Genomic DNA, 14,558 nt, shown 5'->3' on the forward strand with positions numbered 1-14,558 from the left:
GAGTGCAGTGGCAGCCAACGACCGGGCATCATCGCCCGGAAAGTCCGGCCAAGGCACCGGTAACGAAGCGCTGATGCGCGCTTCGCTGAGCGCGGTCGCGCCCGGAACGGCCCTGCGTGACGGGCTGGAGCGCATCCTGCGGGGGAACACCGGCGGGCTGATCGTCCTCGGCATGGACAAGACCGTCGAGTCGATGTGCACCGGCGGTTTCGTGATGAACGTCGAGTTCGCCGCGACCCGTCTGCGCGAGCTGTGCAAGCTCGACGGAGCGCTCATCCTCGACAAGGACATCACCAAGATCTTGCGGGCGGGCGTCCAGCTCGTCCCGGACGCCTCGATCCCCACCGAGGAGACCGGCACCCGTCACCGCACGGCCGACCGCGTCTCCAAGTCGTGCGGTTTCCCGGTCGTCTCGGTCTCCCAGTCGATGCGCCTGATCGCGCTGTACGTCGACGGCGAGCGGCGGGTGCTGGAGGAGTCCTCCGCGATCCTGTCCCGCGCCAACCAGGCCCTCGCCACGCTGGAGCGGTACAAGCTCCGCCTCGACGAGGTCGCCGGCACGCTCTCCGCGCTGGAGATCGAGGACCTGGTGACGGTCCGGGACGTGACGGCCGTCGCGCAGCGCCTGGAGATGGTCCGCCGGATCGCCACGGAGATCGCGGAGTACGTGGTCGAGCTCGGCACCGACGGACGCCTGCTGGCGCTCCAGTTGGACGAGCTGATCGCGGGCGTGGAGCCGGAGCGGGAGCTCGTCGTACGCGACTACGTCCCCGAGCCGACGGCGAAGCGGTCCCGCACGGTCGGCGAGGCACTGACCGAGCTGGACGCGCTGAGCCACCCCGAGCTCCTCGAACCCGCCGTGGTGGCCCGGTCGCTGGGGTACAGCGGTTCGCCCGAGACGCTGGACTCGGCCGTCTCGCCGCGCGGTTTCCGGCTGCTGGCGAAGGTGCCGCGGCTGCCCGGCGCGATCATGGAGCGGCTGGTGGAGCACTTCGGCGGACTGCAGAAGCTGCTCGCGGCGAGCGTGGACGACCTGCAGACCGTGGACGGCGTGGGCGAGGCGCGGGCGCGCAGCGTCCGCGAAGGCCTCTCCCGGCTCGCCGAGTCCTCGATCCTGGAACGGTACGTCTGACCCCGGAGCGGGCCCGGCCCGCACGGCTCGGCGTTACGGGCCGGGCCTCGGCGTGACGGCCCCGACGGCCGGGGTCAGTCCTTGGCGAGGACGAAGGACGCGCGCTGGATCGGCTCTCCCGGAGCCTCGGCCTCCAGGAGGTATGTCCCCGGGGCGGCCTTCCCTGTCTGCGGGGTCGCACAGTGCGGGGCGCTCCTGGCGCGGTTCCAGTCGATCGTGCGGATCACCGTCTGCCCGGCCGGGACCTTGAAGAAGAGGCTGCCGGACGCGGTCGGGCAGTCCTTCGAGGACCAGACCTGGTCGTCGTCGTCCCCGCTCGCGTCGGTGACGGTGAGCACCACGGCCTTCGGGCCGAGGTCGGCCTTGCAGTCGCCGGTGGACGTGTTCTTCGCGATCAGCTCGAACTTCGGGGTTTCCTCGGGGTCGTACGTCACCTTGGTGCGCACGCTCAACTGCACGGCGGCGGGGCGGCAGTCCGGGAGCGCGGAGCTCGCGGGGACCTGAACGCCCGCCGTGCCGCCGGTCGGAGCCGTGGAGCCGTCGGCCGTGCCCGAGGAGGCTTCCGCGCCGGCCGGGGGGCTCGCGCCCGGATCGCCGCCGTCACCGTTCGACCCGTCGGCCGACCCGTCGGACGACCCGTCGGAACCGCCACCGGTCTCGCCGGAACCGCCCGACTCGTGCCGCCCACCGGGCTGTTGGCTGATCGCCGGCCCGGAGTCGGAGGGGCCGGGGGTGATCGACTGCGCGGGCTCGGAGCTGCCGGGCTTGGCATCGGGCGGGCTCTTCCTGCCCGCGCCGGGCAGAAAGACCCAGGCGAGCAGAGCGGCGAGGAGCGCAACCAGAATCGCCGCTACCACCCTCCGTCGCCAGTAGATGCTGGAGGGAAGCGGGCCGACCGGTTTGCGCAGAGATCCCACGTCGCAAACTGTACGAGAGATCGCGGCCAACTCCCGCCCCACCCGCCGCTCCGATCGTCAACTTTTACGGATCATCATTCCGCGAGGGCCTGTTGAGAAGGTGCTGAGGGCGTACCGCGCGGCGCACACACCGGGCAACCGCGAAAGACCGGCACAGAGGGGACAGAACGGGTGGCGTTGTTCGCCCAGAGGCTCTCGCCGGGGGCGACACCCCCGTGCCCGTGACCGTCGCCGGGCCTTCCGTGCCAGGATCGTAGGTGCGATGACTGCCACGACTTCGACACACACGCCCCCCGCTTCCCTCCTCCACACCCCCGTCATCGGGTGGTTCGAGCAGCACGCCCGCGATCTGCCCTGGCGCCGCCCCGAGGCGGGCGCCTGGGGCGTGATGGTGAGCGAGTTCATGCTCCAGCAGACCCCGGTGAACCGGGTCGTCCCGGTGTACGAGCAGTGGCTGGCCCGCTGGCCGCGCCCGGCCGACCTGGCCGCCGAGGCGCCGGGCGAGGCGGTCCGCGCCTGGGGCCGGCTCGGCTACCCGCGCCGCGCGCTGCGCCTGCACGGCGCGGCGCAGGCCATAACGGAACGCCATGGCGGCGACGTACCCAGTGAACACGCCCAGCTTCTGGCGCTGCCCGGGATCGGCGAGTACACGGCGGCGGCGGTCGCCTCGTTCGCGTACGGACAGCGGCACGCGGTGCTCGACACGAACGTCCGCCGGGTGTTCGCACGGGCGGCCACCGGCATCCAGTACCCGCCGAACGCGACCACCGCCGCCGAGCGCAAGCTCGCCCGCGCGCTGCTCCCCGAGGAGGACGAGCGGGCGGCGGCCTGGGCCGCGGCGACGATGGAGCTCGGCGCGCTGGTCTGCACCGCGAAGAACGAGGACTGCTCGCGCTGCCCGATCGCCTCGCAGTGCGCCTGGCTGCTCGCCGGGAAGCCCGCGCACCAGGGCCCGGCCCGCCGGGGCCAGGCGTACGCCGGTACGGACCGGCAGGTGCGCGGACGGCTCCTCGCGGTGCTGCGCGACTCCGTCGCCCCGGTCTCGCAGGCCGCCCTGGACGCGGTGTGGGACGAGCCGGTGCAGCGGGCCCGGGCCCTGGACGGCCTGGTGGCCGACGGACTGGTGGAGCCCCTGGCGAGCGGCCTCTACCGGCTGCCGCTGACCTGACCGCTGCCGCGGCGCTGGATACGTCCGGGCCCGGTCGCTCCGGGTACGGCGAAGCCCCGGGACTGGAACAGTCCCGGGGCTTCGTGGATCAGCCGTGCTCAGCGCTGGGCGCGGTACCGGTCGGTCAGACGGACACGTGGACGGTCCGCAGGTAGTTGACCGGGTTGATCGCCGAGCCGTAGTTGGCCGTGGTCCGGACCTCGAAGTGCAGGTGCGGGCCGCTGGAGTTACCGGTGTTGCCGGAGAGGCCGATCAGCTGGCCGGTCTTCACGGTCTGGCCGATACGGACGTCGATCTTCGACAGGTGCGCGTACTGCGTGTACTTGCCGTTGGCGTGCTTGATCACGATCGCGTTGCCGTACGCCGGGCCGTCGCCGCCACCGTTCGGGCCGGCCTTGACGACCGTACCGCCGTGGGCGGCGTGGACGGCGGTACCGATCGGCACCGCGAAGTCCTGGCCGGAGTGCTTGTGGGCCCAGCGTTCGCCGCCGGTGCCGTAGGTGGCGCTCAGGGTGTAGTGCTTCACCGGGACCTGCCACGAGGCGGCGTTCTTCTTCGCGGCGGCCTGCTTGGCGGCCGCGGCCTTCTTGGCGTTGTCGGCCTGCTCCGCGGCGGACTTCTTGGCGTCCACAGCGGCCTTGGTCTGGGCGGACGCCTGCTTGGCGACCGCGTCGGCGGTGGTGGCACTGGTGAGGGCGACGGTGCCCGTGGTGCCGGAGGCGAACGCCGCGCCAGCACCCAGGACCATCGACGCTCCCAGACCGGCGGCCAGGACAGCGCCGCGGACACGAGAGGTGGACGGGCGGGTGGGGGTCGTAACGCGCTTCGACATACGAGTAGGTCCTCCGAAGATGGGGGCCCCCGGTCGTTCTGTCCGAGGGTGAAACCCGAGCGTTTGTCCGGGCTTGCTCCACATTGGTAACCCGCCCTGGAACGATGCTCAAGTACCCCATCTACGAGGAAAAGCCGTAGACCGGACACCGGGAATCGGGGGCGGGACGTCCCGCCGGAGAAGCCGCGCGGGCCCCGGAAACCTCCCGTCGCGAACCGCTGAACACCAGGTGAAGCCGGTCGGAATCGGATACAACCCCAGAATCACGGCAGATCGTTTCGACTTCCCAAGGTCCCGACCGCCTCCGGGACCAAAGACCTTCCGGCGATCCCGGGCACCGCTACGAGCCCACCTAGTAGGCTCGAAATGGCCTGTGCGCCTTGTCACCGCCGCTGGGACCAAGGGATGTCCGCTTTGGGACCTTCGGCACGCCACGTCATCCCGCCGCCGGGCAGGCGGTACCGGACCGGGGGCTGCCATGAGTACCGACGAGAACCACCCCGTGGACCGGATCGAGCTGGCCGACGCCGTCGAATCGGTCCGCGACCAGCTCATCGAGGCCGCGGCCCGCGCCACCGGCCGCCCCGTCGTCTTCGGCGTGGGCGACATCCAGATGGAGTTCACCCTGGAGCTCCGCAAGGAGGCCAAGGCGGGCGGCAAGGTCAAGGCCTGGGTGGTGGAGGCAGGCGCCGACGCCTCCCGCACCACCGGCATCACGCACAAGGTCGCCTTCACCCTGAGCCCCCGCAAGGCCGACGGCTCCGGCCCCCTGGAGATCGGCAACGACGCCCCGGGCGGCAGCACCGCCCACTTCGGACGGGGACGCGACGGCGCATGAGCGGGGTGCTTCCTCCGGTCCCGCGTATGCGGCACGTGCGTCGTCCACGCCCCGTACGCCCCACGGACCGCACCGTCGTCGTCCAGTCCGCCCGCCAGGGCAGCGGGGTGCTCCTCACGGACCGGCTGGTGCTGACCTGCGCGCACGTGCTGGGGGGCGAGGCGAGCGCGTCGGTCGCGCACCCGGACCTGCCCGTACCCGTGACCTGCCGCGTTCTCTGGGTGGACGCCGAGCAGGACGCGGCGCTCCTGCTGGCCGACGGCCCGCTGCCACCCGTCCCGCCGGTGCGCCTCGGTGTGCTCGCCTCGGCCCAGGCACTCCCCGGCTGCGAGATCACCGGCTTCCCCGAGATCCAGCGATACGGCTCCGGGCGCCATCTGGAGGCCGACCAGTACACCGCCACCGTGGTGCCTCTGGCAGGGCTCCTCCGCAACCTCCTGGCCTGCGACCTGGACAGCCCGCCCCCGGTCGCGGACGAGGACGGCGAAACCCTGCTGAGCGGCCTCTCCGGCGGTCCGGTCTTCGCCGGGGCGGTCCTCCTCGGCCTCGCCCGCCGGATACCGCCCCGCCGCGACGGACGACGGGTGGAGTGCGTCTCGCTGCGCCCCGTGCTGGAGTCGGCGGGCTTCCGCCAGGCGTACGAGCAGACCACCGCGTCAGAGCCCCGCACGGAACAGGTTCACGGCACCTACCCGGCCGACATCCGGTACGAGGAGGAGTACGCGGACGCCCTCGGCGCGGCCTACCGCCGCACCAGGATCTTCGGGCTGGACGAACTGGGCCGTCGCGACTCCGAGTGGGACCTGGACACCGCGTATCTGAGCCTGGAAGCCGAGACGGGCGGGCGGTGGACAGGCAGGGAGGCCGGCAGAGTCCGAGTGCCTCGTGGACGCGGTACTGATCCCACTCCCCGCCGCATCGACGATCTGCTGACCGACCGCCCCCGGGTACTGCTCCGGGGAGACGCGGGGGCCGGAAAGACGACGTTGCTGTGGTGGCTGGCCGCCCATTCCGTCGCCGGAACACTGCCGCCCCGGCTGGCGGCCCTCAACCGCCTCATTCCCTTCGTCGTCCCGCTGCGCACGCTCCGGGCACGCGAAGAGCGGCTGCCCGCCCCCGCAGGTCTCCCGGAAGCCGCCCGGCTGGCCGTGGACACAGCTCCGGACGGCTGGGCCGGGCGGGTGCTGGAATCCGGCCGTGGCCTCCTTCTGGTCGACGGGCTGGACGAGGTGCCCCCCGGAGAGCGGGAGGAGGCATACACCTGGCTCACCCGCCTTCTCGCCCGCTATCCGCAGACCCGCTGCGTGGCCACCGTCCGCCCGCTCGCCGTCGAACCCGACTGGCTGGCCGCCGAGGGCTTCGAGGAACTGCGGCTGCTGCCACTGCGCGACGAAGACATCCAGGCCTTCGTGGCCGCCTGGCACAAGGCGGCCCGACTGGACGACGACGACCACGGGCGGCTGCACGAACTGGAACGGGACCTGGCCCGCCAGTTCCGCGGCAACCGCACGCTGAGTGACCTGGCCCGCACTCCCCTGCTCTGCGCCGTGATCTGCGCCCTGCACCGGCGCCAAGAGGGCTTCCTGCCGAATACCCGCTGGAAGCTCTACCGGTCCGCTCTCGGCATGCTCCTGGGCAACCGCGACCAGCGGCGGGGCATCACGGACCCCGAGGGCATCACCATGGAGGTGGAGGAGCAGATGCTGCTCCTCCAGCGGATCGCGATCTGGCTGGTGCGCGAAGGCCAGACGGAGTTCTCCCGGGACCAGGCCCTGCGCCAGCTGGACCGGGCGCTGGCGGGCATGGAACGGGTGCGGAAACAAGGAACGACGGACGCGATCCTCACCCACCTGCTCAACCGCAGCGGTCTTCTCCAGGAACGGGCGGACGACAGCTACCAATTCGCCCACCGCACCTTCCAGGACTACCTGGCGGCAGCCGAATTCGTCGAGTCGGACCAGATCAACGAACTGCTGCGGGTCGCCCACGACGAGTCGTGGGCGGACGTGATCGCGCTGGCGTCCGGACACTGCGGACGGAGCCAGCTCTCCGCACTGGTCAACGGGCTGCTGGACCAGGCGCAGTCGTACGACGAGGACGCGCTCGGTGCCTACGGCGTGGCAGCGGTGCGCGTACTGGCCGCCCTCTGTGCCCAGCAGGCGACGTGGCTGGACGACGGGACGCGGGAGCGGATACGCGCGGCGCTCACCGAACTCTTCCCGCCGAGCTCACTGGAGATGGCGGACCTGCTCGGATCTCTCGGCGCGGATGCCTTGGCCCATCTGCCGGATCCGTCCGCTCTCCCGGCCGATCCCGGCGACGGGCGGTTCACCGTCTGGCTGCTCGGGGCGGTCGGCGGACGGGAGGCTCTCGCGTACGCCCGCGCATGGGTCGCGGCCTCCCCCGCGTCGGCGGCGGAACTGTCCACCGAGTGGCCGAACTTCCCCACCGAGGAATTCGCCCGGGACGTCCTGGCCGGGGGGAACCTCGACGGAGCCCATCTGTCCATCGGCAGCCGTGCCGAGCTGCTGGCCCTGCCTCACCTGGGTCCCGCCGGGCGGGCCCTCGTCCTCACCCTCGACGGCCCGTTCGAGGAAGGCGACCTGCGGCACGGGCTGCGGCACATCCGCCCCGAGTCCCTGACCCATCTGCGCAACCCGCTGCTCACCGACCTTTCGGTGCTCCACGACAGCGAACACCTGCGGCGGCTCGCTGTCGACGGGTGCCCCGGCGTCACCGATCTCGCGCCCCTCAAGGACTGGCCCGCCCTGCGGCGACTGATTCTCCGCGACGACCACGTGCCGATGGACCGGCTCACGGTCCTCAGGGAAGTGCCATGGCTCCACCACCTGCAACTGAAACTGGCGTCGGCCATCGGACACCTGAGCGAGCTTCCGCCCCTCCCTGGCCTGCGGGAGCTGGCCCTCGACGCATCCGGCGCCGTAGAACTGGACAACCTGGGCGAGTGGACCTCGCTCCAGCTCCTGCGCCTGCGGAAGGTCTCCTCACCTGCTTCCCTCATGACCGCGCTCCGGGCCGCCCCGCGTGTCACGGCAGTGAGCCTCACGCACGCCCTCGACGGACCCTGGCCGCGGCACGAGGAGCCGCTGCCCCAGCTGTCCGCACTCTCCCTCATGGTCGGCCCGGGTTCCGGCGCCGATCTGCGTCCGCTGCGTGACCTGTTCCCGGACCTGCGACGGCTCACCCTGCGCGGTCGAGCGGGTACGACGATCGATGTGAGCCCGCTGCGCGGGTGGCCGACCCTGCACATCGAGGTACTCCTGAACGGCGGCTCACTGGTCGGGGCCGAGGGTCTGGAAGACGCCCGCCTGACCGTGACAGCGCGCTGACCCCGATCGCCCCGCGCACGAAGAAGCTCGCCCCGCACACAGAAACTGCCCCGGACCGATAACCGGTCCGGGGCAGCCCCTCGACTGACTCACACACTCACGCCTGGAACTACGACGCGTCCTTCGTCATGTTCGGGCCGGCGCCACCGGCGGCCGACTCGACCGGCGGGACGTCGGGCAGGGCCGACTTCTCCTCGCCGCGGAAGGTGAACTTCTTCTCGTCGCCTTCGCCCTCCGTGCCGACGACCACGATGTGGCCGGGGCGCAGCTCGCCGAAGAGGATCTTCTCGGAGAGGATGTCCTCGATCTCGCGCTGGATCGTCCGGCGCAGCGGCCGGGCGCCCATCACGGGGTCGTAACCCTTCTTCGCGAGCAGGTTCTTCGCGTCCGTGCTGAGCTCGATGCCCATGTCACGGTCCTTGAGACGCTCATCCACCTTGGCGACCATGAGGTCGACGATCTGGATGATGTCTTCCTGGCTGAGCTGGTGGAAGACGACGGTGTCGTCGACACGGTTCAGGAACTCGGGCCGGAAGTGCTGCTTGAGCTCTTCGTTGACCTTGACCTTCATCCGGTCGTAGTTCGTCTTGACGTCGCCCTGGGCCGCGAAGCCCAGGTTGAAGCCCTTCGAGATGTCCCGGGTCCCGAGGTTGGTCGTCATGATGATGACCGTGTTCTTGAAGTCCACGACCCGGCCCTGGGAGTCGGTCAGGCGACCGTCTTCCAGAATCTGGAGCAGGGAATTGAAGATGTCGGGGTGGGCCTTCTCGACCTCGTCGAAGAGGACGACGGAGAACGGCTTGCGGCGCACCTTCTCGGTGAGCTGGCCGCCCTCTTCGTAGCCCACGTAGCCGGGGGGCGAACCGAACAGGCGGGAAACCGTGTGCTTCTCGCTGAACTCCGACATGTCGAGGGAGATCAGCGCGTCCTCGTCGCCGAAGAGGAATTCGGCGAGCGTCTTGGAGAGCTCGGTCTTACCGACACCGGACGGGCCGGCGAAGATGAACGAGCCACCGGGGCGCTTCGGGTCCTTCAGGCCGGCCCGCGTACGGCGGATCGCCTGGGAAAGGGCCTTGATGGCGTCCTTCTGGCCGATGACGCGCTTGTGGAGCTCGTCCTCCATGCGCAGCAGACGGGAGGACTCCTCCTCCGTCAGCTTGAAGACCGGAATGCCGGTGGCGGTCGCCAGGACCTCGGCGATGAGCTCGCCGTCGACCTCGGCGACGACGTCCATGTCGCCGGCCTTCCATTCCTTCTCGCGCTTGGTCTTCGCGGCCAGCAGCTGCTTCTCCTTGTCGCGGAGGGAAGCTGCCTTCTCGAAGTCCTGGGAGTCGATCGCCGACTCCTTGTCGCGGCGGACGCCCGCGATCTTCTCGTCGAACTCGCGGAGGTCCGGCGGCGCGGTCATCCTGCGGATGCGCATCCGGGAGCCGGCCTCGTCGATCAGGTCGATCGCCTTGTCCGGGAGGAAACGGTCCGAGATGTACCGGTCGGCCAGGGTGGCGGCCTGGACCAGCGCCTCGTCCGTGATGGAGACGCGGTGGTGGGCCTCGTAGCGGTCGCGCAGGCCCTTGAGGATCTCGATGGTGTGCGGCAGCGACGGCTCCGCGACCTGGATGGGCTGGAAACGGCGCTCGAGAGCGGCGTCCTTCTCCAGGTGCTTGCGGTACTCGTCGAGCGTGGTCGCACCGATGGTCTGGAGCTCACCACGGGCCAGCATCGGCTTCAGGATGCTCGCGGCGTCGATCGCGCCCTCGGCGGCACCCGCACCCACGAGGGTGTGGAGCTCGTCGATGAACAGGATGATGTCGCCGCGGGTGCGGATCTCCTTGAGGACCTTCTTCAGGCGCTCCTCGAAGTCACCGCGGTACCGGGAGCCGGCGACCAGGGCGCCGAGGTCCAGGGTGTAGAGGTGCTTGTCCTTGAGGGTCTCGGGCACCTCGCCCTTGACGATCGCCTGGGCCAGGCCCTCGACGACGGCCGTCTTGCCGACGCCGGGCTCGCCGATGAGGACCGGGTTGTTCTTGGTCCGGCGGGACAGCACCTGCATGACCCGCTCGATCTCCTTCTCGCGCCCGATGACCGGGTCGAGCTTGGATTCGCGGGCGGCCTGGGTGAGGTTGCGGCCGAACTGGTCCAGCACCAGGGAGGTGGAGGGGGTGCCCTCGGCGGGACCGCCTGCGGTGGCGGCCTCCTTGCTGGTGGAGTAACCGGAGAGCAGCTGGATGACCTGCTGGCGCACCCGGTTGAGGTCGGCACCCAGCTTCACCAGGACCTGCGCGGCGACGCCTTCGCCCTCGCGGATCAGGCCGAGCAGGATGTGCTCGGTGCCGATGTAGTTGTGGCCGAGCTGGAGGGCCTCGCGGAGCGACAGCTCCAGGACCTTCTTCGCTCGGGGCGTGAAGGGGATGTGGCCGGACGGGGCCTGCTGGCCCTGACCGATGATCTCCTCCACCTGCTGGCGGACCGCCTCGAGCGAAATCCCGAGGCTCTCCAGGGCCTTAGCGGCGACACCCTCACCCTCGTGGATAAGGCCCAGGAGAATGTGTTCGGTGCCGATGTAGTTGTGGTTGAGCATCCGGGCTTCTTCCTGAGCCAGGACGACAACCCGCCGCGCGCGGTCGGTGAACCTCTCGAACATCGTTAATCGCTCCTCAGAGCGGTCAGGCAGTTAGGGGTCGGTCCCCTCCCTGTCCTTCCGCAGCTTAGTCCCGCAAGCGGGGACCGCTCATTCCAACTGCCGACCGGATCACCCCCGCCGCAGCGGGAAAACCTTGCCGATCAGCCGACACCTGCTCCAACCCGATGGTGCGAGACGATGTTCCCGCAGGCCAGGCAGATACCCCTGTCACCACTACGCCGGTGGCGAACGTGAGACGCCCCGGTCCTCCTGCCGCCCCCTCCCACCAGTGATGTCTTACCCGCAATTACAGACAGTCCATGCGGCGCGTGCCCGTTCCCTCCGCTACGGGCGAACAACCGCGTGGCGCCGGACGCTCCCTCGCGCGCCCTTGACGGGAACCCTTCGTGGCGTTCCGCACACGACGCGTGACATCCGCCTTTGCCCCGAGGCCGCCGGCCGGAGACCCTCGCACGGCGGCGGAAGTCCCCGCGTAACCCGGAAGGCGGTCCGGCGGTTCATCGCACATGAGCCCCATCGTCCCGCCCCCTCGTGCCCCGCAGCGGGCCGACACGTCGGCACTGGTCCCGTCGGGTCGCCGGTCGGACCCGGACGCGGGAACGCGCCGGAAGGACGACCGCACGGAGCACACGGAGCACACGGCCGCGGCCATGGAGCGGTGGTACGAGGAGGTGCTCGGCTGGGCGACCGACCGGGGCCGGCCGCTGAAGCTGCCGACCGGGGTGCGGTTCGACGTACTGGAGCTGCCCGCCGCCGCGGGTCGCGCGGTGCTGCGCAGGTTCGGGCGCACCGGCCCCGTGGCGGTGGCGCAGGGGCGGATGCTGCTGTTCGTGGCGGCCGGGAGCGCGGAGGAACTGCCCGGGCTGCTCGACTGGCTGGAGTGGGGCGGCATCGCGCTCGATCTCGTGGGCATCGGAGCCGGTGGCGGGATCACCGCACCGGCACCGCACGGGGCACCGTGGCCCCCTCCGCCGGGAGCCGCGTCCTGGCTGCGGCCCCCCGAGCCGCCGCGGGGCGCGGACCTTTTCCTTCCGGCCCTCGCGGATCTCGGGAGCAGGGGTGGGGATACTCCCGATCTCGTACGGCTGGTGGATATGGCGGCGACGGAATGCCACCGGGTCCGTTTGAGGCGTTCCCGGTCCGGTCCGCCGGCCGCCAGGCCTTCGGGTCAGCCGTTGGCCTGCTCGTAGGCCTCGCGGATTTCGGCGGGAACGCGGCCGCGGTCGTTCACGTTGTGGCCGTTCTCGCGGGCCCACTTCCGGATCTCGGCAGTGTCCTTGTTGCCGCCCGTGCCGACACCGAGCGCACGGCCCTTGCGGCCCGTGGCGGCACGGCCACCGGTGCGGCGTCCGCTCTTGGTGTACGGGTCGAGAAGGCCACGGAGCTTGTCCGCGTTGGCCGTGGTGAGGTCGATCTCGTAGGTCTTGCCGTCCAGCGCGAACGTGACGGTCTCGTTCGCCTCGCCGCCGTCGAGGTCGTCAACAAGAAGGACCTGAACCTTCTGCGCCACGAGATATCCTTTCATCGAAAATGGAGTACGCGGAAAGGAAACCGCTTTTCCCGGGAAAACACAAACCCCAGGGAGAGGTTCAGGACCCGGGGAACACGGGAAACGGGCGCGTATCGGACATAGGGATCGCCTTCGGGATCGGCACACTTCTACCGATCACAGGTGCAGAAGCATCCGGCTGTTGCCCAAGGTGTTCGGCTTCACTCGTTCGAGACCCAGGAACTCGGCGACACCCTCGTCATAGGAACGCAGCAGCTCACTGTAGACATCCGTGTCGACCGGCGTCTCGCCGATCTCCACGAACCCGTGCTTGGCGAAGAAGTCGACTTCGAAGGTCAGGCAGAAAACCCGGCGGACCCCGAGCCAGCGCGCGGTCTGCAACAGCTTGTCGAGAACCTGGTGCCCCACTCCGGTGCCCTTGACCCGGTGATCGACGGCGAGAGTTCGTACTTCGGCGAGGTCTTCCCACATCACGTGGAGGGCGCCGCATCCGACCACCCGGGCGTCCTGGTCGCGTTCCGCGACCCAGAACTCCTGGATGTCCTCGTAAAGGGTGACCGTCGCTTTGTCCAGGAGGATGCCGTCGGTCACGTAGCCGTCGAGCAGCCGGCGCACCGCGCCCACATCGCTGGTCCTGGCACGGCGAACGGTGATGGCGGGCTTTTCGACCGCCGAGTCGGTTTCACCTTCGGTTTCCGGCTCGTTTTGCGTCAGGTCTGCAGACATGTCCCGACGCTATCGCCCACCGTCCTCGGCCGTGCCGTCGACCGGGTCTTCGGCGGGGACTTCAGGGGTGGATCCGGTGGAGACTTCGGCGGGGAGTTCGGAGCCGGGGCCGACGGGGACTTCCGCCGGGCCGTCGGCCGGTTCCCGGGACGGGCCGCCGCCCGTACCGCCCGCCGGGCCCACAGGCGGCGCCGGTTGCTCCGCCGCGCCGGCCGCGCCAGGAGAAACGATCCGCACGGCGTCCCTGAGGGCCTCCCGCTGCTCGGCGGACATCATTCCGAAGAAGGCGACGAGGGCGGCGGCGGGGTTGTCGCTCCGCGACCAGGCGTCGTTCATCAGTGCGGCCGAGTAGGCGGCGCGCGTGGAGACGGCCGTATACCGATAAGCCCGGCCGTCGACTTCCCTGCGGACCCACCCCTTCTGGTGAAGGTTGTCCATAACCGTCATGACGGTCGTGTAAGCGATCGAGCGTTCGCGCTGAAGGTCTTCCAGGACTTCTCGCACGGTGACGGGACGGTTCCATTGCCAGACGCGCGTCATCACGGCGTCTTCCAGCTCTCCCAATTGACGGGGCACACGGCCACCTTAATGCGAGATGTCCGAAATGCGTAGTTATTTTTCCTGGGAGGCCCGAACCCGGAGAACCCCGGAGGGGACAGAAAAGGCGCACGACTCGATGCGCGTCGTGCGCTCTTGGAGTGCGCCGGGTTGTGTACGTGACACGGGGGGCGCGAATTACGTCCCGCGCGCCGGTCAACGGGACCGATAACCGTCCGCGCGGTCGGTTGTGTCCGGGGAAGACACGCATGACTCGCGCCGCGGGTATACCCGCGGCCCCGGGGATACCCGCACCGGGGAAAACGGGCCCGCAAACGCCGGAACGCGGGACGAATCACGGTCGGCACCGGGCGGGGCGCCGGATACCGTCCCGGGCGCGGCCACTCACGAACACCGCATACGAACACCGTGGGCGGCACCGCTCACCGGCCTCGTATACGGCCGCCGCATACGCCCCCGGGTGCACGCGCCGGTTCCACCGGAGCCCCCGGGAGCGAGGCGAAACCGGCGGGCGGAATCCGGCCTGCGAAACCCCGTGGGTGTAACCGGCCGACGAAACCGACCGGGGTGCCCGGGAAATGCGCCGCTCAGGCGCTTTCGGCGGCCGGGGTCTGGCGTGCGGCCTCGGCGCGGGCGAGGGCGGCGTCCACGGCCGCGTCCTCCTTGGCCTTGTTCGGCCCACCCTGGCTTTTCACCATCGTCATCACGAGGCGGATGAAGAATGCGGCCATCACGACAGGCGGAATGAGCGCCTTCACGTAGTCCATGCCGTCCAGAGTAGCGAGCGCGGTACGGCGGCCCGCAGTGCCCCTCCCGGTGGGTCGGGGCCGGACCGCCGTGAGGGCTGTCCCGTGATCCGCGGTGGATCGGTGCACGGCGTCGGACG

Annotated in this window: 12 protein-coding genes; 5 read left to right on the plus strand and 7 right to left on the minus strand. The window is 70.3% G+C overall.

The window, feature by feature from the left end; translation table 11 throughout:
• The first annotated feature begins 7 nt into the window (after positions 1-7).
• Complete coding sequence (gene disA / locus ACFZAX_RS02805) at positions 8-1,132, plus strand: DNA integrity scanning diadenylate cyclase DisA (protein WP_390958453.1); 1,125 nt, start codon at positions 8-10, stop codon at positions 1,130-1,132.
• A 74-nt stretch (positions 1,133-1,206) separates the two neighbouring features.
• Here disA and ACFZAX_RS02810 read toward each other — a convergent pair whose 3' ends face one another.
• Positions 1,207-2,049: a hypothetical protein gene (locus tag ACFZAX_RS02810; protein ID WP_390958455.1), complete on the minus strand. Its 843-nt coding sequence runs from the start codon at positions 2,047-2,049 to the stop codon at positions 1,207-1,209.
• 262 nt (positions 2,050-2,311) lie between these two features.
• Between ACFZAX_RS02810 and ACFZAX_RS02815 the strand changes: the two genes are divergently transcribed.
• Positions 2,312-3,217, plus strand: a complete 906-nt coding sequence (locus ACFZAX_RS02815) for an A/G-specific adenine glycosylase (RefSeq protein WP_390958457.1) — start codon at positions 2,312-2,314, stop codon at positions 3,215-3,217.
• A gap of 124 nt (positions 3,218-3,341) precedes the next feature.
• Here ACFZAX_RS02815 and ACFZAX_RS02820 read toward each other — a convergent pair whose 3' ends face one another.
• Positions 3,342-4,049: a peptidoglycan DD-metalloendopeptidase family protein gene (locus tag ACFZAX_RS02820; RefSeq protein WP_390958459.1), complete on the minus strand. Its 708-nt coding sequence runs from the start codon at positions 4,047-4,049 to the stop codon at positions 3,342-3,344.
• 478 nt (positions 4,050-4,527) lie between these two features.
• Between ACFZAX_RS02820 and ACFZAX_RS02825 the strand changes: the two genes are divergently transcribed.
• Complete coding sequence (locus ACFZAX_RS02825; RefSeq protein ID WP_390958461.1) at positions 4,528-4,887, plus strand: trypco2 family protein; 360 nt, start codon at positions 4,528-4,530, stop codon at positions 4,885-4,887.
• A gap of 26 nt (positions 4,888-4,913) precedes the next feature.
• Complete coding sequence (locus ACFZAX_RS02830) at positions 4,914-8,237, plus strand: NACHT domain-containing protein (RefSeq protein ID WP_390958463.1); 3,324 nt, start codon at positions 4,914-4,916, stop codon at positions 8,235-8,237.
• A 109-nt stretch (positions 8,238-8,346) separates the two neighbouring features.
• On the opposite strand, the gene ACFZAX_RS02835 is transcribed toward ACFZAX_RS02830, so the two are convergent.
• Positions 8,347-10,878 carry an AAA family ATPase gene (locus ACFZAX_RS02835; RefSeq protein WP_390958465.1) on the minus strand — a complete coding sequence of 844 codons (2,532 nt, stop codon included), beginning with the start codon at positions 10,876-10,878 and terminating at the stop codon, positions 8,347-8,349.
• 506 nt (positions 10,879-11,384) lie between these two features.
• Here ACFZAX_RS02835 and ACFZAX_RS02840 point away from each other — a divergent pair.
• A complete protein-coding gene (locus tag ACFZAX_RS02840) occupies positions 11,385-12,068 on the plus strand; it encodes an SCO3374 family protein (protein ID WP_390958467.1) in 684 nt (227 codons plus the stop codon).
• Here the strand turns inward: ACFZAX_RS02840 and ACFZAX_RS02845 are convergent.
• The 4 genes from ACFZAX_RS02845 to ACFZAX_RS02860 form a co-directional block, all read right to left on the minus strand.
• Entirely contained in the window at positions 12,047-12,388 is a 342-nt protein-coding gene (locus tag ACFZAX_RS02845; RefSeq protein WP_390958469.1) for a histone-like nucleoid-structuring protein Lsr2, read from the minus strand. The two genes, ACFZAX_RS02840 and ACFZAX_RS02845, sit on opposite strands and share 22 nt — an antisense overlap.
• Positions 12,389-12,544: 156 nt before the next feature.
• A complete protein-coding gene (locus ACFZAX_RS02850) occupies positions 12,545-13,114 on the minus strand; it encodes an amino-acid N-acetyltransferase (protein WP_390958471.1) in 570 nt (189 codons plus the stop codon).
• 9 nt (positions 13,115-13,123) lie between these two features.
• Positions 13,124-13,690: a BlaI/MecI/CopY family transcriptional regulator gene (locus ACFZAX_RS02855; protein WP_390958473.1), complete on the minus strand. Its 567-nt coding sequence runs from the start codon at positions 13,688-13,690 to the stop codon at positions 13,124-13,126.
• A 569-nt stretch (positions 13,691-14,259) separates the two neighbouring features.
• Positions 14,260-14,439: a hypothetical protein gene (locus ACFZAX_RS02860; RefSeq protein WP_390958475.1), complete on the minus strand. Its 180-nt coding sequence runs from the start codon at positions 14,437-14,439 to the stop codon at positions 14,260-14,262.
• Positions 14,440-14,558 lie beyond the last annotated feature (119 nt).

Source organism: Streptomyces sp. NPDC008125 (assembly GCF_042957125.1).
Classification (GTDB): Bacteria; Actinomycetota; Actinomycetes; order Streptomycetales; family Streptomycetaceae; genus Streptomyces.

Excerpts from the sequence above, each read along its gene's own strand:
- ACFZAX_RS02815 (WP_390958457.1), top strand. The coding sequence starts at position 2,312 with ATGACTGCCACGACTTCGACACACACGCCCCCCGCTTCCCTCCTCCAC.
- ACFZAX_RS02820 (WP_390958459.1), bottom strand. The coding sequence starts at position 4,049 with ATGTCGAAGCGCGTTACGACCCCCACCCGCCCGTCCACCTCTCGTGTC.
- ACFZAX_RS02825 (WP_390958461.1), top strand. The coding sequence starts at position 4,528 with ATGAGTACCGACGAGAACCACCCCGTGGACCGGATCGAGCTGGCCGAC.
- ACFZAX_RS02830 (WP_390958463.1), top strand. The coding sequence starts at position 4,914 with ATGCGGCACGTGCGTCGTCCACGCCCCGTACGCCCCACGGACCGCACC.
- ACFZAX_RS02835 (WP_390958465.1), bottom strand. The coding sequence starts at position 10,878 with ATGTTCGAGAGGTTCACCGACCGCGCGCGGCGGGTTGTCGTCCTGGCT.
- ACFZAX_RS02840 (WP_390958467.1), top strand. The coding sequence starts at position 11,385 with ATGAGCCCCATCGTCCCGCCCCCTCGTGCCCCGCAGCGGGCCGACACG.
- ACFZAX_RS02850 (WP_390958471.1), bottom strand. The coding sequence starts at position 13,114 with ATGTCTGCAGACCTGACGCAAAACGAGCCGGAAACCGAAGGTGAAACC.
- ACFZAX_RS02860 (WP_390958475.1), bottom strand. The coding sequence starts at position 14,439 with ATGGACTACGTGAAGGCGCTCATTCCGCCTGTCGTGATGGCCGCATTC.